We start from the raw sequence: 21,330 nt of genomic DNA, 5'->3' as shown, positions 1-21,330 counted from the left end.
GTGAGTTAAACGAGTCGGAGTGTGACCTGAATTGAACATTTGGAACCGGATCATGAGCAATTTCCTGTTGATGCTGAAGCGCCCACCGCGGCAGCAGTATGCGGCATTGTGCTATCGGTTCGAAATGATGAACGGCATCTCTGTACCGCGTGTGCTGCTGCTGACCAGCCGGGAAACGGGCCGTTGGGTCATCCCCAAGGGCTGGCCTATGAAGGGCAAGCGCTCTTGTGCCGTGGCCGCGCAAGAGGCTTACGAAGAAGCCGGCGTCCAGGGTAATGTGCACAAGGAAGTCTTCGGCTTCTACGCCTATCTCAAGAAGCGCAAGAGCGGCGTCAAGGTGCCCGTCAAGGTCCAGGTGCATCTGCTGGAAGTCACCGGCATGCTTGAGAGTTTTCCGGAAAAGGAAAGTCGCAAGCTGGAATGGGTCTCCTGCGAGGAAGCAGCAGTCAGGGTCAATGAGCCTGAACTCAAGGGTCTTCTGCTCGCTTTTGCACAGAAGATGCAGGCACCGCCGGTCAAGCAGTTTCGCGCGACCGGCAGCTAAGCTGACATCATCGGCTGTTAGGGTAACAGCCGATTCTCTGATCTTGCAAAGACACCAATCACCTTGAAGCAGCCTGTCGAAGAATTTTCGCGCGAAACTGGCGCGCTCGGAAAGGGCGACCGCAGAGGCGCGCTCGACAAGGACCTGGACCGGATCACCTCGGCTGAGGAGGCTGCCAAACATCTCGGCACATCATTGGCAGCGCCGGGGGCCGCGTTTCTGTTTCTCATTGCCGTGATGATGTTTGCGGCAGCCTATGTGATCGGCAAGCCAGCCGCTGTGGTGGCGATCGCAGCTGCGGTCCTTGCGGCCTACATGGCCATGAATATCGGCGCAAACGATGTCACGAACCATATCGGCGCCGCCGTCGGTGCACGTGCTTTTACTCTTGCCTTCGGCCTGGGGCTTTCGGCAGTCTGCGAAATCGCCGGAGCTCTTATTGCCGGCAGCGACGTGGCCGATACCATCGCGAACGGCATTCTGCATGTCGAACACCTGGCACGCCCAGGCTATTTCATATGGGCGATGATGGCCGCACTTCTTGGGGCAGCGGTCTGGATCAACGTTGCCACCTGGCTGAACGCGCCGATTTCCACCACTCACTCCATCGTTGGCGGTGTCATGGGGGCGGGTCTCGCCGCGGCCGGCCTGCAGGGCATCAACTGGCCGGTGATCGGCGGCATTACCATCAGCTGGCTCATCTCACCCATCATGGGTGCCGCCATTGCCGTTGCCATCCTCGCCATCATCGATCGCTACGTGATCTATACCAGCGACAAGATCGCCGCGGCGTGCAGATGGGTCCCGGTGCTGATCGGCACGATGTTTGGCGCCTTCAGCACCTATATCCTTCTAAAGGTTGCGGCCCCCTATTACGACATCAGCTTCTCCATGGCGCTGATGGCAGGCTGCTTCGGTGGCATTGTCGTCTGGGCCTTGTCCGTGCCAATCATCCGACGGCAATCGTTCGGGTTGGAGAATCGTAATCAGTCCCTGCGCAAGCTTTTTCAGCTCCCGCTGATCTTTTCCGCCGCCCTGCTTGCCTTTGCCCATGGCGCCAATGACGTGGCCAATGCCGTGGGGCCGCTGGCGGCCATTGTGGGAGCGCTTGATCATGGGCCGAGCATCGACCGTGTGGCCATTCCGACATGGGAACTGCTGATCGGCGGCTTCGGCATATCTCTCGGTCTTCTGCTCTACGGCCCCAAGCTGGTGAAACTGGTGGGCAAGGATATCACCAAGCTCAACCCGGTACGCGCCTATTGCGTGGCGCTTTCAGCAGCAGTCACCGTGATTGTCGCCTCAAGCGTTGGAGCGCCGGTCAGCTCCACTCATATTGCCGTGGGCTCCGTCTTCGGAGTCGGGCTCTACCGTGAATGGCACACGCGCCATTCCAGGCAGAGGGCGCAATATCTGGCGATGCGGGCTGAGGAGAAGGAAAACCTTGGCCGCAAGAAGCGCGGCAAGAAGTCGGCGAACCAACCGATCGAGATCAATCAGGATGAGGTCCGCCGCCGCTATCTCGTTCGACGTTCCCATCTTCTGACGATCCTCGGCGCATGGACGATCACCGTTCCGATCTCGGCTGCCCTTGCGGCGGTGCTGGCAATGATTATGTTCCGGCTCTTCATCTGAGTCAGGTCCGTCATCCATGCGCGCCAATTTTCGAATGCAACGGCTGTTTGTCGAGGCTCCGCTGAGTAGCGGTCTCCAGCACGAGGCCAGTTCGGAACAGTTCAACTACCTCGTCAACGTGCTTCGAATGCAGGAGGGCGACGAAGTTCTGACCTTCAATGGGCGCGATGGCGAATGGCGCACGGCGCTGCGCTTTGCCAGCCGCAAGAAGCTTCTGCTGGAAGCAATCGAGCAGACGCGGGCGCAGACACCGACGCCTGATCTGCATTATCTCTTCGCACCGCTGAAAGTTGGCCGGCTGGATTATCTCGTGCAGAAGGCCGTGGAAATGGGTGCCGGTGTGCTGCAACCCGTCATGACTCAGCACGTGCAGGGCAAGATTACCAGCATGGAACGGCTGCAGGCCAATGTGATCGAGGCGGCCGAACAATGCGGCATACTGTCCGTTCCCGAAGTCGCCCCTCCGGTCAAGTTGAGGGACCTGCTGGAGCGCTGGCCGGGCGATCGCCGCATCCTGTTCTGTGACGAAGGCGAGGAAAGCAACAATCCCCTGCCCATCCTGCAGAGCGTCAAAGAGCGGCAGCTCGCCCTGCTGATCGGCCCCGAAGGCGGCTTTTCAGGCGAAGAGCGCACGCTTTTGCGCAGCCTGCCTTTCGTGACGGCCATTCCGCTCGGCCCCCGCATTCTGAGAGCCGATACGGCTGCGGTCGCGGCACTTGCGGTGGTACAGGCAATGATTGGCGACTGGGGTTGAGAGTGCTTTCAAAGAAATTCACTTGCGCACAATCTTGATCCGGTACAAGCAGCTTTTCGCACGGTAGAAGCATGTGAAGGTGCCCGCCTTCGTCGCTTTCTCCAGACCACAGCTTTTTCATCCAAGGTCTCTTCCATGGCCCGTGATACCACTGACCACACTCCCCTCGCCTCCGTCGCGGAGATGGCCGAATATCTGGCCAAGGGCTGCAAGCCGGAGTCATCCTTCCGCCTTGGTACGGAACACGAGAAGTTCGCCTTCTTCCGCGCCGACAATTCGCCCGTCCCATATTTCGGCGATGCCAGCATTTCTGCACTCTTGAAGGGCATGCAGGACAAGCTAGGCTGGGAGCCGATCATGGACGGTGAGAACATCATCGGCCTTGGCGAACATTCCGGCATGGGCGCGATCTCGATCGAACCGGGCGGCCAGTTTGAACTCTCCGGTGCACCGCTGGAAACCCTGCACGAAACAAGCCAGGAAACGCGCCATCATCTGGATGTACTGCGCGAGGTGGCCGAACCGATGGGCATCCGCTTCCTCGGCATCGGCGGCAGCCCGCGCTGGTCGCTGGCGGAAACGCCGCGCATGCCCAAATCCCGCTACGAGATCATGACCCGCTACATGCCGAAGGTCGGACATCACGGACTGGACATGATGTACCGCACCTGCACCATCCAGGTGAACCTCGACTTCTCTTCAGAAGCGGACATGGCGCGCAAGATTCGCCTGTCCATGAAGCTTCAGTCGCTGGCGACCGCCCTGTTCGCTGCCTCGCCTTTCACGGAAGGAAAGCCGAATGGACTTCAGTCCTGGCGGGGTGAGATCTGGCGCGACACCGACAACGCTCGTGGAGGCTTGTTGCCCCAGGCCTTCGAGGAAGGCTTCGGCTTCGAGACCTATGTGGAATGGGCACTGGATGTGCCGATGTATTTCATCGTGCGCGATGGTCGCTATCACGACTGTACGCATGTTACCTTCCGCCAGTTCATGAATGGCGCGCTGAAGGGTGAAGTGGCCGAATGGCAGCCGACGCTCGGCGACTGGACGAACCATCTCTCCACGCTGTTCCCGGATGTGCGACTGAAGCGTTACCTCGAAATGCGCGGTGCCGATGGTGGGCCATTCAGCCACATCAACGCGCTGCCGGCCTTCTGGGTTGGCCTGCTTTATGACGATGCTGCGTTGACGGCTGCGGAAGAGATCACCAAGGGCTGGAGCTTTGCGGATGTGCAGGCGTTGCGTGACGGTGTGCCGGTTCATGGTCTGAAGGCTCAGATCTCCGGGCGCTCGCTGATCGACGTGGCCGAGGATATCGTGTCGGTTTCCCGCTCGGGCCTTGCCGCACGCGCACGGCTCAATGGCCAAGGCCAGGACGAGACCATCTTCCTTGCGCCGCTGGAAGAGATCCTAGACAAGAAGAGGGTGCTCGCCGAGGAGCTTCTCGCCCGTTTCAACGGCGTCTGGAATCAATCCGTGGAACCCGTGTTCGACGAATTCCAATACTGAACTCACGTGTTACGGGCAGCACAAACCGGTTTCTCTCTGCTTATTTCCAGTTATAGTGTTCGCACATAACGAGATTCCAGAGAGGAGCCGACAAAAATGCTGCCGCTGTTCGAGATGATGTTGAGGGCGCAGAACGGCGCCGCCATGGATGCCCTGGCGAAACAGTTCAATCTGGCGCAGGAGCAGACGGCACAAGCCATGGCGGCTCTTCTTCCGGCCTTCTCTTCCGGTTTCAAGCGCACCAGCAGCAATCCTTACGACCTGACATCGCTGATGAGTGCCGTCTATTCCGGCGCCTATGGCAAGTATTTCGAGGATGTCAGCAAGGCTTTCACCCCTCAGGGCATCGCCGATGGCAATGCCGTGATCGAGAAACTGTTCGGTTCGTCCGAGGTGACCAAAGCCGTAGCGGAACAGGCAGCACAGATCACCGGCATCGGCCAGGATATCCTGCGCCAGATGATGCCGGCTGTTGCCGATACCATCATGGGCGGCTTGTTCAAGCAGATGACCGGCCAGATGAAGGACAGCCCATTCTCTGCCGATGGCATGGAAAAGATGCAGCGCCAGTGGCTGGAAGCGATCGGCTTTGCACCGCGCAAACCTTCACCCCAACCGGACCCGTTCGACAACCCCATGTTCCAGGCCATGTGGTCCATGTGGGGCTTGGAAAAGCCTAAGGCGCCGGAACCGGCGGCCAATCCCTTCCTCGACAACCCTTTCACCAAAGCTTTTCAGGAGATGATGGCAAAGTCGATGGCGGCGATGACGCCCGCCGCGGCGCCCGAGGCCAAACCTACGCCACAGGCCAAGCCGGAAGAGGTAAAGGATGAAGCGGCCCCGAAGCCTGACCTGTCGCAGTTCCAATCCGTGCTGAACAGCATGTTCGACAGCGGCGTCGAGGCCCAGAAGGCCTATCAAAAGAATATGGAAGCCATCTTCGAAAGCTATCTGAAGACGACGTCGCCGCAGCCTTCGCCATGAAGATTATAAAAAAGCCCGGCGCGGATGAACCGGCCGGGCAAGCAGCAGGGTAATTGGCGACACCCTGCGGGGAAACTGGAGGAGGTGCCTGCCGGTCAGGCAGGCAGACGTTGATCAGCGCTTCAAGCGCGGGCGGGCGGAAAGCGGCAGGAAGTCAAACGGGTCTTCCAATACGCCGGCGGCACCGGCGGCCATTTCCACATCCGACCGCTTCAGGCCGATATCTTGCAACTGATGATCATCGAGGTCGGCAATCCGGTTCATCGCAAAGCGATTGCGGAGGGCGCGCTTCACCGTTTTGGCCACCGTCGATACCTCTGCGGCAATGCGTGCAATCGCGCTGCGCTGGCCAAAGGCTTGAGTGTTCATCATCCGGTCGATCGTGCTCATGATCTGTTCCTTTCTGTGAGGCACGAGGAAGCGCATCCCGTCCGATCTGCATCGGTCAGGAGTTCGAAGGGCTTGTGCTGCCCGACGTCTGGTGTGACGGCTTTATGGACTTTGGGTATTGATCAGTCCAACGAATGTTTCTAATCATTACCATCAGACAACCTGATAGGTCATTTGCCCCATGTCCGCTCCCCTTGATATCGACCAGTTGCAGACATTCATCGCCATCGTGGATACCGGCAGCTTTACCAAGGCCGCCGACCGCGTGTTCAAGACACAATCAGCCGTGTCCATGCAGATGCGACGATTGGAGGAGCGGGTTGGCAAACAGCTCTTCGTGAAGGACGGGCGCGGAAACCGCCTGTCGCTGGAAGGCGAAAAGCTTCTCAACTACGCGCGCCGCATCATCCGGCTGAACAACGAGGCCATCGCTGCCTTCGATGACAACCGGCTGGAAGGCACGCTCAGGATCGGCACGCCGGACGATTATGCCGACCGCTACATGCCGGAAATCATTGGGCGTTTTGCAAAAACGCACCCGAATGTGGAGCTCTTCATCGTCTGCGAACCCTCCGTCGATCTTGCGGAAAAGATGACACGTGGAGAGCTGGATATCGCGCTCGTAACCCATAATCCGAGGGCGCGTCAGTCGGACGTTGTCCGGACAGAACCGCTGTGCTGGGTGGCTTCGGCCAACCATCCGCTGAAGGAAGATTGCCCCGTGCCGCTCGCAGTCGGGCGACGGGATTGCAACTGGCGTCAGCTGGCCTGCTCGGCGCTCGACGCGGATGGCCGCGATTACCAGGTGCTCTTTACCAGCTGGTCCTCCACGGTCGTGGCTTCTGCGGTTCTCGCCGGGCTGGCTGTTTCGGTTCTGCCGGAATCTGCGCTTCGACCGGGTATGAAGGTGTTGAGCCAGGCTGATGGTTTTCCGCCCCTGCCCCCGGTTCAGATTGGTTTGATGAAGCGCCCTGGTCTTTCGCCGTCGCTCGCCAATGCCATCACCGATCACATTACTGCCTGCCTGGATAATATTTCCCCCGCCGTAGTGCCCGATGATCTGGATGCGGACGGCAAGCCCTATGGCAAGGGGAGCAGGACACGAAACCTTCAGCTGGTTCCGAACTGGTAAATACGAAAGCAGGCGAAGACTACCGCCTTCGCCTGCTTTATGATTGTTGATCGGCGGGAATTTACGCCGCGTATTTCTGGGTAAAGCGGGCGGGGCTGGCAGCCTGTGCTGAGCCGTTAAGGGTAAAGCCATCCAGAAGACGCGCCAGCTCCTGAGACTTGGAGCGCATGGTGGCCGTGGCGGCACTCGATTCTTCCACCATGGCAGCGTTCTGCTGGGTCACACGATCCATCTGTGCCACGGCATCATTGATGTCCTTGATGCCGCTTGCCTGCTCCCGTGCCGAATGCGCAATAGTTGCGATGACCTCATCGATCTCAGCAACCTTCTGGACAATGCCGCTCAGTGTCATGCTGGTCGTTTCTACAAGAGAAACGCCATGCTTGACCTGCTCAGTACTGGCCGAGATAAGGCTACGGATTTCCTTTGCCGCTTCGGCGGAGCGCTGAGCCAGTGCCCGAACTTCGGAGGCAACGACGGCGAAGCCCTTGCCGGCATCGCCTGCGCGGGCAGCTTCAACACCGGCGTTGAGTGCAAGGAGATTGGTCTGGAAGGCTATTTCGTCCATCACGGACACGATCCGCGCAATTTCCTGTGAGCTGCTGGCGATGCGGCTCATGGCCGCTTCGGCTTCCGTCATGATCTCGCCTGTACGGCTGACTTCTGCCTTGGCGCTCGATGCTGCGCGATTAGCAACCGCCGCCCCTTCTGAGGTGCGCTGAACGGTGGTGGTCAGCTCATGCAGGGCAGCCGCGGTTTCTTCCAGGGTTTGCGCCTGCTGTTCGGTGCGCCGAGAAAGATTGTCGCTAGATGCCGTGATCTCTTCCATGCCACGATGGAGTTCGCCTACCGTACCGGCAATCTTTCGCATCACGCCATTGAGTGCTTCCGTCGCGCTGTTGAAATCATTGCGTGCGGCGGTGTGCTTGTTCGACATTTCGTCGCCGATCCGCGTTACGAGATTACCGGAGGCAAGCTCGTTCAGCGCCTTGCCGAGAATGGCCATGGCCCGTTCGTCGGCAGCCGCATCGCTCGCACGCGCGGTTTCGAACTGAGCTCTCTCCTTGTCCCGCTCTGTTTCCATGTCCTGGATGAGCACGTTCACCGCTGTGGCAATATCGGTAAAGATGGATTCGATGATGCTGCGAAGATAGACCTCGCGCTTGCGGGGCGACCAACTCGTTTCCTTGAGGACGACGAGTGACCACTCAGCCGCATAGATGGAAGCTGCCTTTACAATGAAATTCGTGAAGCCGATCTTTTCCGCAATCGCCCGAATAACCGGAGCCTGAGCGGCAAAATAATCTGCATTGAAGTTGCCTTCGCACAGATGCTGGAACTTTACCCGTTCCCGGGCAACGACGTCATCAGGCAGAACAGTTGTAGAGGGATCGAACGATTTATAGCACTTCGTACTGACTTCTCTAATATGCTGATCCAATACCTGGAAAAGCTCTTGGCCAGTCTTACGCTTATCGCCGGTCCAAGGCTTAATTTCTTGATCAATACCTTTCACGACAACCTCCTTATTGGCAATTGTCGGCAGACTTAATCAATATGATTAAAAATAAATGAAAAGGCACATGAATGCTGAATGACTTGAATATTTCAAAGCAAATCTCGTCGTTTGATGCGAGATGTCGATCAATATCCCCTAAAAATTCACAGTAAAAAGCCGGGGGTTTACCCCCGGCTTCTTTTATTAAATATAAGAAATATAAGCCGAATGGGCAAGCAATCTCAGTACCCATTCGACAACCGGGATGACGGCTGGCCTCAACGACTAATCGCCAAGCTGGATCAGGCGATGTCGAAGCGATCCGCGTTCATGACCTTGACCCAGGCCGAAACGAAGTCCCTCACGAACTTCTGCTTGTTGTCGTCCTGAGCATAGACTTCCACATAGGCGCGCAGGATCGAGTTGGAGCCGAGCACGAGATCGACGCGCGAAGCTGTGTACCGGGTTGTGCCGGTCTTGCGGTCGCGGATGTCATAGGAGTTTCTGCCGGTCGGGATCCAGGTATAGGCCATGTCCGTCAGCGTCGTGAAGAAGTCGGTGGAAAGCGCACCCACGTTCTCGGTGAACACGCCCTGCTTCGAACCGTCGTAATTGGCGCCGATCACGCGCAGGCCACCGATCAGCACGGTAACTTCCGGGGCCGTGAGCCCGAGCAGCTGCGCCCGGTCGAGCAACAATTCTTCCGGACTGACCACATAGTCCTTCTTCTGGAAGTTGCGGAAGCCATCAGCCAACGGTTCCAGAACGGCGAAGCTATCGACATCGGTCTGCTCGGCGGTGGCATCGCCACGACCCGGTGCGAACGCAACCTCGATGTCGAAACCTGCGGCCTTCGCTGCCTGCTCGACACCGAGATTGCCGCCGAGCACGATCACGTCAGCAATGCTTGCGCCCGTCTCTGCTGCAATGGGTTCGAGGATCGAAAGAACCTTGGCCAGACGCGCCGGCTCGTTGCCTTCCCAATCCTTCTGCGGCGCAAGACGGATGCGCGCGCCGTTTGCACCGCCGCGATAGTCCGAACCACGGAAGGTGCGGGCGCTATCCCAGGCGGTGGCGACGAGTTCGGATACGGACAGGCCGGATGCAGCAATCTTTGCCTTGACGGCCTTGACGTCGTAATCCGTGCGTCCAGCCGGGATTGGATCCTGCCAGATCAGGTCTTCTGCCGGAACGTCCGGACCGAAATAGCGGGACTTGGGGCCAACATCGCGATGGGTCAGCTTGAACCAGGCGCGGGCGAAGACGTCGGAGAAGTAGTCCTGATCGTCCCGGAATTTCAACGAGATTTCGCGGTAGATCGGATCGACGCGCAGCGCCATGTCGGCATCGGTCATGATCGGGTTTTGGCGGATCGACGGATCCTCGACGTCGACCGGACGGTCTTCCTCAGCAATCGAGATCGGCTCCCACTGATGCGCACCGGCCGGGCTCTTGACCAGATGCCATTCATGGCCGAACAGCATCTTGAAGAAGCCGTTGTCCCACTTGGTCGGCTCGCTGGTCCAGGCGCCCTCGATACCGGAGACGAGGGTGTCGCGACCGATGCCGCGGCCCTGGGTGTTGATCCAGCCCAGGCCCTGGAATTCGGGGCTAGCCGCTTCCGGATCGGGGCTCAGATTGGCGGCAATGCCATTGCCGTGGCTCTTGCCGATCGTGTGGCCGCCGGCGGTCAATGCGACGGTCTCTTCATCATTCATGCCCATGCGCGCAAAGGTCTCGCGCATCTGCGCGGCAGTTGCCAGTGGATCGGACTTGCCGTTCACGCCTTCGGGGTTGACGTAGATGAGACCCATCTGCACGGCGGCCAGCGGGTTATCCAGCGTTTCCGGCTTGGTGACGTCGCCATAACGGCCGTCACTCGGCGCCAGCCAGACCTTTTCTTCGCCCCAGTAGATATCCTTTTCCGGATGCCAAATGTCCTCGCGACCAAAGGCGAAGCCGAAGGTCTTGAGACCGGCAACCTCATAGGCGATCGTGCCTGCAAGCGCGATCAGGTCTGCCCAGGAGATCTTGTTGCCGTACTTCTTCTTGATCGGCCACAGCAGACGGCGGCCCTTGTCGGTATTGACGTTGTCCGGCCAGGAGTTCAGCGGCGCGAAGCGCTGGTTGCCGGTATTGGCGCCGCCACGACCATCGCCCACGCGGTAGGAACCGGCCGCGTGCCAGGTGACGCGGGCCATCATGCCGACATAGGAGCCCCAGTCGGCCGGCCACCAATCCTGGCTGTCCAGGATCAGCGCGCGCAGATCGGCCTTCAGGGCCTCAACGTCGAGCTTCTTCAGCTCTTCGCGATAGTTGAAGTCCTTACCCAGCGGGTTGGTCTTGGCATCATGCTGATGCAGGATATCGAGGTTGAGCGCATTCGGCCACCACGCTGCCACAGAATTGCCGGTGGCAGTGTTGCTCCCATGCGCAACCGGACATTTGCCGGCTGATTTGACGTGCTCGTTCATCTGGGCCTCCTGTTTGTTTGGCAGTCACGAGTGTCTCCGCGGGAACATTCTGCGAAAAGTTCCATAGTTTCAAATTGAATTTCATGCAAAATATGATAGGAAATTCTTATCATGATTAGCATCCGTCAACTGCGCTATTTCGAAGCGCTCGCCACCACGCTGCATTTCGGCCGCGCGGCCGAAATGGTCCATATCAGCCAGCCGGCGCTCTCCGCGCAGATCATGGAGATGGAAAGGCACCTTGGTGTCCAGCTGGTCGAACGGACCCGATCCAACACGCTCCTCACGGGAAAGGGCCAGGAGCTTCTCATTCATGTACGCGCCGTCCTCGCCAGCGTAGACCGGCTGGAAGAAGCCGCGCGTCGCTCAGCCGGAACGCTGGATGGCCTGCTAAGGCTCGGCATCATCCCTACAGTCGCACCCTATCTCGTGCCGAAGCTGGTGCCCTGCCTGCGCGAGCGCCACCCAACGGTCGAACTGGAACTGAAGGAAGCGATTACCGATCGTCTCATCGCCGATCTTCGCGAGGGACGGCTGGATGCGGTGGTTGCTGCCCTGCCGATCGAAGAGGACGGCCTTGCCGCCCAATCCCTGTTTGCAGACCGCTTTTACATGGCGATGGCAAACAACCAGCAGGACATTCTGATGTCGCCGCTGACGGAAACGCAGGTGGATGTCGATCGGCTACTCTTGTTGGAGGAAGGCCACTGCCTGCGCGATCAGGCCTTGGCCGTCTGTAATGTTGCCAAGAAACGTAGCCTGGTGAATTTCGGGGCAACCTCCATGTCGACGCTGCTGCAGATGGTATCGCACGACATGGGCATGACCTTGATCCCGGAAATGGCGATCGAGACGGAGGCAGCCCGCATGAACATCCGCATCCTGCCCTTTGCCGATCCTGCACCATCCCGTGAGATCGGGCTGGTCTGGCGGCGTGCAAGTGGGCGGAGAGACGACATGAAGGCGCTGGCGCAGGCCGTGATCGACTGCGCCAGCGCTCGTTCAACATGACGATCAGGTCAAGTTTTTCTTGAAGAAATCCAGGGTGCGGCCCCAGGCGAGATCGGCTGCCGGCTTATCATAGCGTGCCGAGGTCGTATCATTGTTGAAGGCGTGGTTGACGCCCTCATAGACGAAGATCTGGAAGCTCTTGCCATTGGCCTCCAGCGCCTTCTTGTAGTCAGGGATGCCGGCATTGATGCGGTCATCCAGGCCGGCATAATGCAGCATCAGCGGTGCCTTGATGGCAGGCACCTCGGATACCGGAGGCTGGGCGCCGTAATAGGCAACACCGGCATTCAGCAGCGGCGACTTGACCGCCAGCCGGTTGACCACGCCACCGCCCCAGCAAAAGCCGATAGCACCGACCTTGCCGTTGGCGCCCTTGCGGGCTGCCAACCAGGCGCGCGTCGCTTCGGCATTCGCCACGACCTGTGCCATGTCGATCTTGGCAAACATTTCGCGTGCCTTGTCCTCATCGTCGGGCGTACCGCCCTGCGGGGAGAGGAAATCCGGTGCCAGCGCCGCAAAGCCTTCGACAGCGAGACGCCTGGAAATATCGCGCAGATGGTCGTTCAGACCGCGATTTTCGTGGATGACGATGACCGAGCCAAGGGGTGCGGCAGCGGTCTTCGGAAGCGCCAGATAGCCCTTCATCTCACCGGAGGCACCGGGATAGGTCACCATTTCGCCGGTCACGCGTTCATCGTTCTCCGCAACGATAGCCGCCTTCGCCTTGCTGGTCCCGAGAAGCGGGGCGATTGCCGCGGCAGCAGCACCGGACCCCGCAAGAGCGGTCAGCTTTTCCATGAATTTGCGGCGGTCGAGGCTCAGATGGGTGTATTCGTCATAGGCGTCGATCATCGCCTGGGTCACGGTTGGCTTGTCGTTCATGGCACGTGCCTCCTGTCGGTGTCATCGGCAGCAAAATGGAATATTTCGGGCGGCTGAACAGCCACCCGTCTTGCGTTCCGACACACGTTTACGTGAAGCCCTGCCCAACGGATCGGCGGGTCGCCTGTCAGCCCATGTGCCAGCCATGGCTGACGGTGAGCGACTGGCCGCTCAGCGCATTCGTCTCAAAGCCCGCGAAAAACAAGGCAACCTCAGCCACATCGGCAACGGTCGTGAATTCGCCATCCACGGTTTCGCCCAGCATGACCTTCTTCACCACTTCATCTTCGGAGATGCCGAGCGACTTTGCCTGCTCAGGGATCTGCTTGTCGACCAGCGGGGTGCGCACGAAACCGGGGCAGATGACATTGGCGCGAATGCCGGAAGACCCGCCTTCCTTGGCCACCACGCGGGCAAGCCCCAGAAGACCATGCTTGGCGGTGACGTAAGCCGATTTCAACGGCGAGGCCTCATGCGAATGCACCGAGCCCATATAGATGATCGCGCCGCCGCCCTGGCTCTTCATATGCGGAATGCAGGCCTTGGTCGTGAGAAAAGCGCCGTCCAGATGGATGGCCAGCATCTTCTTCCAATCCGCATAGGGGAAATCCTCGATGCGATGGACGATCTGGATGCCGGCATTGGAGACGAGAATGTCGACCCGGCCGAACTGCTGCACGGTGGCTGCTACCCCGGCATTGACCGCATCCTCGCTCGTCACGTCCATCGCGACGCCGATGGCCTTGCCGGGTCCCATGGCGACCAGTTCCGCAGCCTTTGCCTGCGCCGCCTCAAGATTGAGGTCGGCGATGACAACATTTGCACCTTCCGACACATAGCGCTTGGCAATTTCCGCGCCGATGCCGCTGGCCGAACCCGTCACGATTGCCACTTTGCCGTCGAGTTTCATTCTGAAGTCTCCTTGGGACATTTGGGATGTGAAAGTGAGGCTATCGGTGACCCGCCCGATCAATCCTGTTCGGCCTTATCCTGGGCAAGGTCGAAGATCTGGATGCCGTTCTTGGGGCGGCCGCGGTTCTTCCAACGCGGATGATTGAGCGTGCTGACGACGTCGTCATAGCCCGCCTTCCAATTCTGCTCGACGGAGGCACGGGAGAACTCCGCATCCATCGCGTGGGAATCGAAAGCGGCGGTGCGGTGGATCAGGTGCACGAGGTTGACATCGTATTCGATGCCGACCGAGCGCAGCAGAACCGCATCCTCGTCATCCTGCAAATCAGGCGGCAGCTTTTCGAGCAGGCGGCGGGCCGCGCGGCGCAAGATCTGCTTGCGCGCGAATTCGTCCGTGTTCATGCGGGTACGGCTGGAATAGCGGATTTCCTTGGTACGGGCATCCACCTCCAGCAAGTCCTTCGGCATATAGCCGCGCGCCGAGAACAGGTCGACTTGGAAGATATCGAGGTCCGCTTCCACATCGTCCGCCGCCAGCACGTATTGCAGCGGCGTGTTCGACACGAGACCACCGTCCCAGTAATATTTGCCCTCGATCTTCACCGGCGGAAAGCCCGGAGGAAGGGCGCCCGATGCCGCCACATGGCGAGCGGTCAACTTCGTGTCGCGATTGTCGAAATAGGCGAAGTTGCCCGTCAAAACCTCCACGGCTCCCAGGCTGACGCGCACGTCGCCGCGGTTTATCCGGTCAAAATCCACGAGGCTTTCCAGCGTCTTGATCAGCGGTTCCGTATCGTAATGGCTTATCAGCGCATCGGGATTGAGCAGGAGCTGATAGGGCGTGTAGAGGCGCGGCGAGAAGAATCCCGGCACGCCCGTCATCGCGGATGAAATCACCGCCGCATCCTTGAAGAGCCGCTTGAACTCATCATGCGGTGCAAAGCCCAGATCCAGATTAGAGGAGACCATCTCCCAGAACTGGCGGAGATTCTGGACTGCACGCCCCTGCGGACTACCGGCAATGATCGCCGAGTTGATGGCGCCAATGGAGATGCCGGCCAGCCAATTAGGATGGATGCCATGCTTCTCCAGCGCTTCATAGGTGCCGGCTTGATAGGCGCCGAGAGCACCACCACCCTGGAAAACGAAAATGTTCTGCGTGGGCCGCATGGGATCGAAGACTCCTTGAGAAGCAGTCAGAGCAACTGCAGCATCAATGTCTTCAACATGGTGCAGCGCACACAAATTTGCACCCTTGCCGGATTAAACTTTGTTCACGATCGCAGGATTCGACAAACGAAAAGCCGCTCCAAGTGAACGGAGCGGCTTTATAGGCTGTTCGCGGCCTATTACTGAAGATTGAGGACGATACGTCCGTCGATTTTGCCTTCCTCCATGCGGTGGAAGATGTCGTTGATGTTTTCCAATTTGTCCCAGGAAAAATGCGAGGCGACCTTGCCCTCACCGGCGAACTGAAGGCTTTCCTCCAGATCCTGGCGCGTGCCGACAATCGAGCCGCGCACCGTGATGCGCTTCAGAACCGTATCGAACACCGGCAGCGAGATGAAACCCGGCGGCAGGCCGACCAGCGCCATGGTGCCCTTGGAGCGCAGGAAGCCATAGGCCTGCTCCATGGCTTTCGGAGAGACTGCCGTCACCAGCGCACCATGCACGCCACCGGTTGCCTTCTGCACCTGCTCCACGGCATCGGCCGCGCGACCATTGACGGTGACATCGGCGCCCAGCTTCTTCGCCAGCTCCAGCTTGTCATCGAAGATATCGGCGGCCACCACGTGCATGCCCATCGCCTTGGCATATTGCACGGCCATGTGGCCAAGTCCGCCGATGCCCGAGATTACCACCCACTCGCCGGGGCGCACTTCGGTTTCCTTGAGGCCCTTGTAGACAGTGACGCCGGCGCAGAGCACGGGAGCTGCCGGGCCGAATTCGAGATTATCCGGCAGGCGGCCGACAAAGTCCGGGTCCACCAGACCATATTGCGCAAAGGTGCCGTTGACGGAATAGCCGGTGTTCTGCTGGCTGCCGCAAAGCGTTTCCCAGCCGGTGCGGCAGGGGTTGCAGCAGCCGCAGGCCGTGTGCAGCCACGGCACGCCGACGCGATCACCTTCCTTGATGCGGGTAACCCCGGCACCGAGCTTGGCGACATAGCCGACGCCTTCGTGGCCGGGAATGAAGGGCGGGTTGGGCTTGACCGGCCAGTCGCCATTGGCAGCGTGCAGATCCGTATGGCAGACGCCGGTCGCCTCGTATTTCACCAGGATCTGACCCGGTCCCGGCTCCGGGATCGGCAGTTCCTCAATCACCAGCGGCTTGCCGAATTCGCGCACCACCGCGGCTTTCATCATTGCGGCCATGATCTTCTCCTCGAACGGGGCGACACTCACGAGGAGGTCGCGACTGAAGCTGGCGGACAATCGTCCGGCGCTTCAGGTTCTAGAGGATCACGGGAGAAGGCAGTTTGATCTGCCGCAAAGGCCGCCGCAAAGGGGCGCCCTTAGGTCAGAACCATCCAGACACCAACCCATCCCCACATCGCCAAAAGCGACAGCAGCCCAACGATGAAGGCGGCGCGCCGGTGGCGGATACGGTTGGAGGTCACGTGGATATAGCTATGCGCGAAACGGGATACCACGAAGAGCCATGCCACCGCGACCGTGCCGAAGTTATCGGCATTGAGGATGTAAACCGCGATGCAGCCCACATGGAAGAAGATCGGCAATTCGAACTGGTTCTTCAGGTTGTTATGGACGAACAGGCTGTCTTCCGGCTCGGAGAGGTTTTCGCGAAACTGGGAAACGGTCGCACGCCCCGCCTTCACCGCCGCAAAACGACGCTTCGACAACAGCACATACAAGCCGAAAACCAGCATGACATGCGCGAACATGGGCCAGATCATCGATTGGTCGGACAGCATGAATTCCCCACTTACGAGACGAAAGAGTAAAAGCCGAAATGAAAAAGGGCGGCGCCATTACGCACCGCCCGGATTAAGAACGATCAGCTGCCGGCACCCGGATAGTTCGGGCTTTCGCGGGTGATCGTCACGCCATGCGGATGGCTTTCGCGAAGGCCTGCACCGGAGATGCGAACGAAGGTCGCCTTCTCCTGGAAGTCCTTGATATCCTTGCCGCCGACATAGCCCATGGCAGCCTTCAAGCCGCCCGCAAGCTGGTGCAGCACAGCCGAGACCGGGCCCTTGTACGGCACCTGACCTTCAATGCCTTCCGGCACCAGCTTCAGCGTGTCGCGCACTTCCGCCTGGAAGTAACGGTCTGCCGAGCCGCGCGCCATGGCACCTACCGAACCCATGCCACGGTAAGCCTTGAAGGAACGGCCCTGGTAGAGATAGACCTCGCCCGGGCTTTCGTCCGTACCGGCCAGCAGCGAGCCGACCATGACAGCGGAGGCACCGGCAGCAATCGCCTTGGCCATGTCGCCCGAGAACTTGATGCCGCCATCGGCAATCACAGGGATATCGCTCTTGGCGGCTTCCTCGACGGAAGCCATGACGGCTGCGAGCTGCGGAACGCCGACACCGGCGACAACGCGCGTGGTGCAGATGGAGCCCGGACCGATGCCGACCTTGATGCAATCGGCACCGGCTTCGATCAGTGCGCGTGTGCCGGAAGCGGTTGCGACATTGCCGGCGATGATGCGAACGGAGTTCGACATCTTCTTCACCTGCGCCACCGCATCCAGAACCTTCTGGGAGTGGCCGTGGGCCGTATCGACGACGATCACGTCGATGCCGGCATCGATGAGGCGCTCGGCACGTTCGCGGCCATCGTCACCGGTGGAGATCGCGGCGGCCACACGCAGGCGGCCCTGCGCATCCTTGGAAGCGTTCGGGTTCAGCTGCGACTTCTCGATATCCTTGACGGTGATAAGGCCGATGCAGCGGCCGTCATTGTCCACCACGAGCAGCTTTTCGATGCGGTGGGAGTGCAGCAGGCGCTTGGCTTCCTGCTGGTCGACACCATCCTTGACGGTGACGAGGTTTTCCCGCGTCATCAGTTCGTAGATCTTCTGGGACGGGTTGGAGGCAAAGCGCACGTCGCGGTTTGTCAGAATACCGACGAGGCGACCGGGACGGGCAGCACCTTCCACGACCGGAATGCCGGAAATGCCATGCGCCTTCATCAGCGACAGAGCTTCGGCGAGCGTTGCATCGGGACCGATCGTGACCGGATTGACGACCATGCCGCTTTCGAACTTCTTCACCTGCCGCACTTCTTCGGCCTGTTCGATCGGCGTCAGGTTACGGTGGATAACGCCGATACCGCCAGCCTGCGCCATGGCAATCGCCAGACGGCTTTCGGTGACGGTGTCCATGGCGGAAGAGAGAATGGGCAGCGAGAGATCGATATCGCGGGCAATGCGGGTGGCGATATGTGTCTGACCGGGCAGCACTTCGGAATGGCCGGGCTGTAGCAGCACGTCGTCGAAGGTAAGCGCCTCAGCGCCAGTTGCAGTTTCTATGATGCGTGCCATGGCCAAGTTCCTTCGGTAAAAGAAGTTCGTCCGGCGGGAGGATGCCGGAAGCGTTCTTCGGGAATGGGAAGTTGGCGAGGGCTGGTAACACGGTTATGACGGGAAGGGAATAGGAAAAACCTAAGCGCAGTCTTTGCAGCAGTATTCACCGCTTCGCTGCCACCCGCTCCCGCACCAGCAGGCGGATGCGATCCGCATCGCCGGGGCAGACCGGATTGTAGACGACAAGGCCGAGATCGGGACGCCCGTCTACAGAAAATCCAGAGTATTCAAGTTCGATGGGTCCAAGAATGGCATGGTTGAGGCGTTTGGTCCCCTCCCCGTAAATGCTGACATCATTGGCGTTCCAGAGACTGGCAAACTCCGGGCTTTGCGCACAGAGTTCGGCCACCAGGTCGGTGATCTCCGAACTGGCGCCGGCGCGCGCGGCATCCGCGCGGAAAGCGGCCACGACAAAGCGGCTGATCTCCGCCCAATCCTGTTGAGCGGCCCGGACCCGGGGATTGCAAAACACCAGCCGCAGGATGTTGCGTTCCGCGGGCGGCAGTGCCGCATAATCGGTCATGACGATGGCAGCGGCGGGATTCCACGCAACCACATCCCAGGTTGCTGTTCGCACGATGGCAGGACTGGTTTCCATGGCGTCCAAGAGCCGTTGCAGGCGCGGTGAAATACCTTCCACCGGTCGATACCTTGCCTCCGGCGGATGCCCCAGCCCCAGCATGAACAAATGCTGCCTCTCCGACTCGGTCAGCATCAGGCCTTTGGCGATGCGGTTGAGAACATCTGCGGAGGGTGCGCCACCCCGCCCCTGCTCCAACCACGTATACCAGGTTGCGCTTATATTGGCCCTTTGCGCTACCTCTTCGCGTCTCAGGCCTGGCGTTCTGCGGCGACTGCTCGCAATGCCGAAGGTGGCCGGATCGAGCCGCATACGTCGATCCCTCAGATAGGCGGCCAGCGTGTCAGGAGGTTGGGTCATCATCAGCCGGTTAGCAATTATACCATGATAAAGTCACTACTTTAACAGGATGAAGTCTAGGCGCATGAGGCTTTCCGAGCAAGACAGGAGACTCACGGCATGCGTATCTTTTTGACAGGAGCAACAGGGTTCATCGGTTCACGCGTTGCGGCGGAGTTGCTCGGCGCGGGGCATCAGTTGTTGGGGCTTACCCGCTCCGCCCCGGGCGAGGAATCACTGACCGCCATGGGTGCCGAGGTATTTCACGGCGACATCGCGGACCCGGATGGACTGAAAGCCGGTGCAAGCGCCTGCGACGCCGTTATTCACACCGCCTTCGACCATGACTTTTCAAACTTCGCCGCCAATTGCGAAAAGGACGCCCGTGTCATCCAAGCGCTTGGTGAGGCACTTGAAGGTTCCAGTCGTCCTTTCATTGTCACGTCGGTCACGGCTTTCGGAACGAAAGAGCAAGGCAAACCGGCAATCGAGGATCACTTTGACAATAACAGCCACAATCCGCGCATCGTCTCGGAACGTGCAGGCCGCGCTCTGCTGGAACGAGGCCTCAACATATCCTTTGTGCGCCTCTCCCAAATCCACGACACGCGTCGGCAAGGACTTGTAACCGAGCTCATTCGGCTGGCCCGCACCCGCGGTGTCTCGGCAATGATTGCAGAGGGCACCAATTGCTGGTCGGCATGTCCTTTGAATGACGCGGCGCTCCTCTACCGGCTGGCGGTCGAACGTGCGCTGCATGGCGGTTGCTATCATGCAGTTGCGGAAGAGGGCGTGCCCGTACATGCGATTGCCGCGGCCATCGGCGAGCGGCTGAACCTGCCGGTGACATCCGTTCCACACGACAAGGCGGGCGAACATTTCGGCTGGCTGTCGCATTTCATGGAAAGCGACATGTCGGCCTCAAGTGCTGCCACCCAGCAGATGCTTGGATGGCAGCCGTCCGGACGTGGACTGATCGAAAACATCCGGAATCTGGAACACGAAGCGGTCTGAGGAGCGCCTGCATTCGGTATGATCCTGCGGCCGTGGCCGCAGGATCAATTTTCCGGATCAGATATCGAACTGGTAGCTCTTCGGCACGAAGCGATAGCCAGTATCCTGCTTTTCCGCATAGCCGACCGAGGGGAACGGCATGTGATAGCCGAGGAAGGCCACCTTGTCGGCGGCGATCATGTCGAACACCTTCTTGCGCGTTGCGGCAGCCTGCGCCTTATCCATGTCGAAGCGGACTTCCCAATCCGGACGCTGCAACGACAGAACATAATGGTTGGCCGTATCGGCAGTCAGGATCAGACGCCTGCCAGCGGATTCCACGTTGTAGATCATGTGGCCGGGCGAATGACCAAAGGCCGCCATGCCAGTGATGCCGGACACGACACTTGCACCATCGCCCACAAAACTGATCTTTTCAGCAAGCGGCTTGACATTCGCAAGCACTGCCTTCTGGCCACCTTCAGCCGGGGTTCCCGCACGCGCCGGATTGGTCCAGAAGTCATATTCCACTTGGCCCGCCACGTAGCGGGCATTCGGAAAGGCCGGCTTGCCGCCGTCCATCAGGCCGCCGATATGGTCGCCATGCATGTGGGTCAGCACCACGACCGTCACATCTTCCGGACGATAACCAGCGAGCTTCATGCCGTCCAGCAAACGCCCCGTGCCCTGGCCGCGCCCGGATTCGCCAAATCCCGTATCGAACAGAACGAGTTCCGAACCCGCCTTGATGAGAACCGGCGAAAAGCCGTTGACGAACTGGTCGCTTGGCAGAAAATTCTTGTCCAGCAGTTGGGCGACAGTTTCCGGCGACTGATTGGTGCCGAAGATTTCATTCGGCTTACCTGAAGGCCGAGCACCGTCTTTGATCACGGTCACCTGGAAGTCGCCCACCTTGAACTGGTGAATATCGGGCGGTGTATTTGCAGCCATGTTGCTATCCGTCTTGCTTGAGGTTTGTGCCTGCGCGAGAGCCGCGCCAGACAAAATCACTGGAGCCGCCAGCAGACCCAATCCGGCCGTGCCCAGCAATGTCCGTCGCCCCATTTCAAACTGTGCCATTGAAACCTCCCGTTTATCACGACCTCGGCCCCGGCCCTGAATGCCGATATCCCTCTCTT

Annotated in this window: 19 protein-coding genes; 8 read left to right on the top strand and 11 right to left on the bottom strand. The window is 59.5% G+C overall.

Annotation, left to right across the window (positions count from 1 at the left end):
- The first annotated feature begins 70 nt into the window (after window positions 1-70).
- From Q2T52_RS03450 to Q2T52_RS03430, 5 genes are all read left to right on the top strand, one after another.
- Window positions 71-544, top strand: coding sequence for an NUDIX hydrolase (locus Q2T52_RS03450; protein WP_302076020.1), 474 nt, complete (start codon window positions 71-73; stop codon window positions 542-544).
- Window positions 545-688: 144 nt separating this feature from the next.
- Entirely contained in the window at window positions 689-2,179 is a 1,491-nt protein-coding gene (locus Q2T52_RS03445; RefSeq protein ID WP_302076019.1) for an inorganic phosphate transporter, read from the top strand.
- Between the two features lie 16 nt (window positions 2,180-2,195).
- The gene (locus tag Q2T52_RS03440) at window positions 2,196-2,933 is read left to right on the top strand and encodes a 16S rRNA (uracil(1498)-N(3))-methyltransferase (RefSeq protein ID WP_302075268.1); all 738 of its coding nucleotides are present in this window, start codon (window positions 2,196-2,198) and stop codon (window positions 2,931-2,933) included.
- A gap of 135 nt (window positions 2,934-3,068) precedes the next feature.
- On the top strand, window positions 3,069-4,442 hold the full coding sequence (locus tag Q2T52_RS03435; protein WP_302075267.1) for a glutamate--cysteine ligase: 1,374 nt from the start codon (window positions 3,069-3,071) through the stop codon (window positions 4,440-4,442).
- A 96-nt stretch (window positions 4,443-4,538) separates the two neighbouring features.
- Window positions 4,539-5,426, top strand: coding sequence for a DUF937 domain-containing protein (locus Q2T52_RS03430; protein WP_302075266.1), 888 nt, complete (start codon window positions 4,539-4,541; stop codon window positions 5,424-5,426).
- Between the two features lie 114 nt (window positions 5,427-5,540).
- Here the strand turns inward: Q2T52_RS03430 and Q2T52_RS03425 are convergent, their stop codons facing one another.
- On the bottom strand, window positions 5,541-5,816 hold the full coding sequence (locus Q2T52_RS03425; RefSeq protein ID WP_302075265.1) for a DUF1127 domain-containing protein: 276 nt from the start codon (window positions 5,814-5,816) through the stop codon (window positions 5,541-5,543).
- A 181-nt stretch (window positions 5,817-5,997) separates the two neighbouring features.
- Between Q2T52_RS03425 and Q2T52_RS03420 the strand changes: the two genes are divergently transcribed.
- Window positions 5,998-6,948, top strand: a complete 951-nt coding sequence (locus tag Q2T52_RS03420; protein WP_302075264.1) for a LysR substrate-binding domain-containing protein — start codon at window positions 5,998-6,000, stop codon at window positions 6,946-6,948.
- A 61-nt stretch (window positions 6,949-7,009) separates the two neighbouring features.
- On the opposite strand, the gene Q2T52_RS03415 is transcribed toward Q2T52_RS03420, so the two are convergent.
- On the bottom strand, window positions 7,010-8,464 hold the full coding sequence (locus tag Q2T52_RS03415) for a methyl-accepting chemotaxis protein (protein WP_302075263.1): 1,455 nt from the start codon (window positions 8,462-8,464) through the stop codon (window positions 7,010-7,012).
- A 284-nt stretch (window positions 8,465-8,748) separates the two neighbouring features.
- Window positions 8,749-10,920 carry a catalase/peroxidase HPI gene (gene katG / locus Q2T52_RS03410; protein WP_302075262.1) on the bottom strand — a complete coding sequence of 724 codons (2,172 nt, stop codon included), beginning with the start codon at window positions 10,918-10,920 and terminating at the stop codon, window positions 8,749-8,751.
- 111 nt (window positions 10,921-11,031) lie between these two features.
- On the opposite strand from katG, the gene Q2T52_RS03405 reads away from it, so the two are divergent.
- Window positions 11,032-11,931: a hydrogen peroxide-inducible genes activator gene (locus tag Q2T52_RS03405; protein ID WP_302075261.1), complete on the top strand. Its 900-nt coding sequence runs from the start codon at window positions 11,032-11,034 to the stop codon at window positions 11,929-11,931.
- Window positions 11,932-11,934: 3 nt separating this feature from the next.
- Here the strand turns inward: Q2T52_RS03405 and Q2T52_RS03400 are convergent, their stop codons facing one another.
- The 7 genes from Q2T52_RS03400 to Q2T52_RS03370 form a co-directional block, all read right to left on the bottom strand.
- Complete coding sequence (locus Q2T52_RS03400; RefSeq protein ID WP_302075260.1) at window positions 11,935-12,813, bottom strand: dienelactone hydrolase family protein; 879 nt, start codon at window positions 12,811-12,813, stop codon at window positions 11,935-11,937.
- Window positions 12,814-12,940: 127 nt separating this feature from the next.
- Complete coding sequence (locus Q2T52_RS03395; RefSeq protein ID WP_302075259.1) at window positions 12,941-13,723, bottom strand: 3-hydroxybutyrate dehydrogenase; 783 nt, start codon at window positions 13,721-13,723, stop codon at window positions 12,941-12,943.
- 59 nt (window positions 13,724-13,782) lie between these two features.
- On the bottom strand, window positions 13,783-14,895 hold the full coding sequence (locus Q2T52_RS03390; protein ID WP_302075258.1) for a DUF3734 domain-containing protein: 1,113 nt from the start codon (window positions 14,893-14,895) through the stop codon (window positions 13,783-13,785).
- Window positions 14,896-15,074: 179 nt separating this feature from the next.
- Entirely contained in the window at window positions 15,075-16,100 is a 1,026-nt protein-coding gene (gene adhP, locus Q2T52_RS03385) for an alcohol dehydrogenase AdhP (protein WP_302075257.1), read from the bottom strand.
- Between the two features lie 140 nt (window positions 16,101-16,240).
- Window positions 16,241-16,660 (bottom strand): MAPEG family protein, encoded by a 420-nt coding sequence (locus Q2T52_RS03380; RefSeq protein WP_436799480.1) that lies wholly within the window; start codon window positions 16,658-16,660, stop codon window positions 16,241-16,243.
- 83 nt (window positions 16,661-16,743) lie between these two features.
- On the bottom strand, window positions 16,744-18,237 hold the full coding sequence (gene guaB, locus Q2T52_RS03375; protein ID WP_302075256.1) for an IMP dehydrogenase: 1,494 nt from the start codon (window positions 18,235-18,237) through the stop codon (window positions 16,744-16,746).
- A 145-nt stretch (window positions 18,238-18,382) separates the two neighbouring features.
- Window positions 18,383-19,219, bottom strand: coding sequence for a helix-turn-helix transcriptional regulator (locus tag Q2T52_RS03370; protein ID WP_302075255.1), 837 nt, complete (start codon window positions 19,217-19,219; stop codon window positions 18,383-18,385).
- Window positions 19,220-19,318: 99 nt separating this feature from the next.
- Between Q2T52_RS03370 and Q2T52_RS03365 the strand changes: the two genes are divergently transcribed.
- Complete coding sequence (locus Q2T52_RS03365; RefSeq protein WP_302075254.1) at window positions 19,319-20,212, top strand: SDR family oxidoreductase; 894 nt, start codon at window positions 19,319-19,321, stop codon at window positions 20,210-20,212.
- Window positions 20,213-20,269: 57 nt separating this feature from the next.
- Here the strand turns inward: Q2T52_RS03365 and Q2T52_RS03360 are convergent, their stop codons facing one another.
- Window positions 20,270-21,271, bottom strand: a complete 1,002-nt coding sequence (locus Q2T52_RS03360) for an MBL fold metallo-hydrolase (RefSeq protein WP_302075253.1) — start codon at window positions 21,269-21,271, stop codon at window positions 20,270-20,272.
- Window positions 21,272-21,330 lie beyond the last annotated feature (59 nt).

The organism is Rhizobium oryzicola (assembly GCF_030504645.1).
GTDB classification, from domain to species: domain Bacteria; phylum Pseudomonadota; class Alphaproteobacteria; order Rhizobiales; family Rhizobiaceae; genus Neorhizobium; species Neorhizobium oryzicola.
This window is presented reverse-complemented; position numbering and strand designations above follow the sequence as displayed.

Bases quoted from the DNA above. Each gene is read 5' to 3' on its own strand.
- Q2T52_RS03450 (WP_302076020.1), top strand. From the start codon at position 71: ATGCTGAAGCGCCCACCGCGGCAGCAGTATGCGGCATTGTGCTATCGG.
- Q2T52_RS03440 (WP_302075268.1), top strand. From the start codon at position 2,196: ATGCGCGCCAATTTTCGAATGCAACGGCTGTTTGTCGAGGCTCCGCTG.
- Q2T52_RS03435 (WP_302075267.1), top strand. From the start codon at position 3,069: ATGGCCCGTGATACCACTGACCACACTCCCCTCGCCTCCGTCGCGGAG.
- Q2T52_RS03430 (WP_302075266.1), top strand. From the start codon at position 4,539: ATGCTGCCGCTGTTCGAGATGATGTTGAGGGCGCAGAACGGCGCCGCC.
- Q2T52_RS03425 (WP_302075265.1), bottom strand. From the start codon at position 5,816: ATGAGCACGATCGACCGGATGATGAACACTCAAGCCTTTGGCCAGCGC.
- Q2T52_RS03420 (WP_302075264.1), top strand. From the start codon at position 5,998: ATGTCCGCTCCCCTTGATATCGACCAGTTGCAGACATTCATCGCCATC.
- katG (WP_302075262.1), bottom strand. From the start codon at position 10,920: ATGAACGAGCACGTCAAATCAGCCGGCAAATGTCCGGTTGCGCATGGG.
- Q2T52_RS03405 (WP_302075261.1), top strand. From the start codon at position 11,032: ATGATTAGCATCCGTCAACTGCGCTATTTCGAAGCGCTCGCCACCACG.
- Q2T52_RS03400 (WP_302075260.1), bottom strand. From the start codon at position 12,813: ATGAACGACAAGCCAACCGTGACCCAGGCGATGATCGACGCCTATGAC.
- Q2T52_RS03395 (WP_302075259.1), bottom strand. From the start codon at position 13,723: ATGAAACTCGACGGCAAAGTGGCAATCGTGACGGGTTCGGCCAGCGGC.
- Q2T52_RS03390 (WP_302075258.1), bottom strand. From the start codon at position 14,895: ATGCGGCCCACGCAGAACATTTTCGTTTTCCAGGGTGGTGGTGCTCTC.
- adhP (WP_302075257.1), bottom strand. From the start codon at position 16,100: ATGGCCGCAATGATGAAAGCCGCGGTGGTGCGCGAATTCGGCAAGCCG.
- Q2T52_RS03380 (WP_436799480.1), bottom strand. From the start codon at position 16,660: ATGCTGTCCGACCAATCGATGATCTGGCCCATGTTCGCGCATGTCATG.
- guaB (WP_302075256.1), bottom strand. From the start codon at position 18,237: ATGGCACGCATCATAGAAACTGCAACTGGCGCTGAGGCGCTTACCTTC.
- Q2T52_RS03370 (WP_302075255.1), bottom strand. From the start codon at position 19,219: ATGACCCAACCTCCTGACACGCTGGCCGCCTATCTGAGGGATCGACGT.
- Q2T52_RS03365 (WP_302075254.1), top strand. From the start codon at position 19,319: ATGCGTATCTTTTTGACAGGAGCAACAGGGTTCATCGGTTCACGCGTT.
- Q2T52_RS03360 (WP_302075253.1), bottom strand. From the start codon at position 21,271: ATGGCACAGTTTGAAATGGGGCGACGGACATTGCTGGGCACGGCCGGA.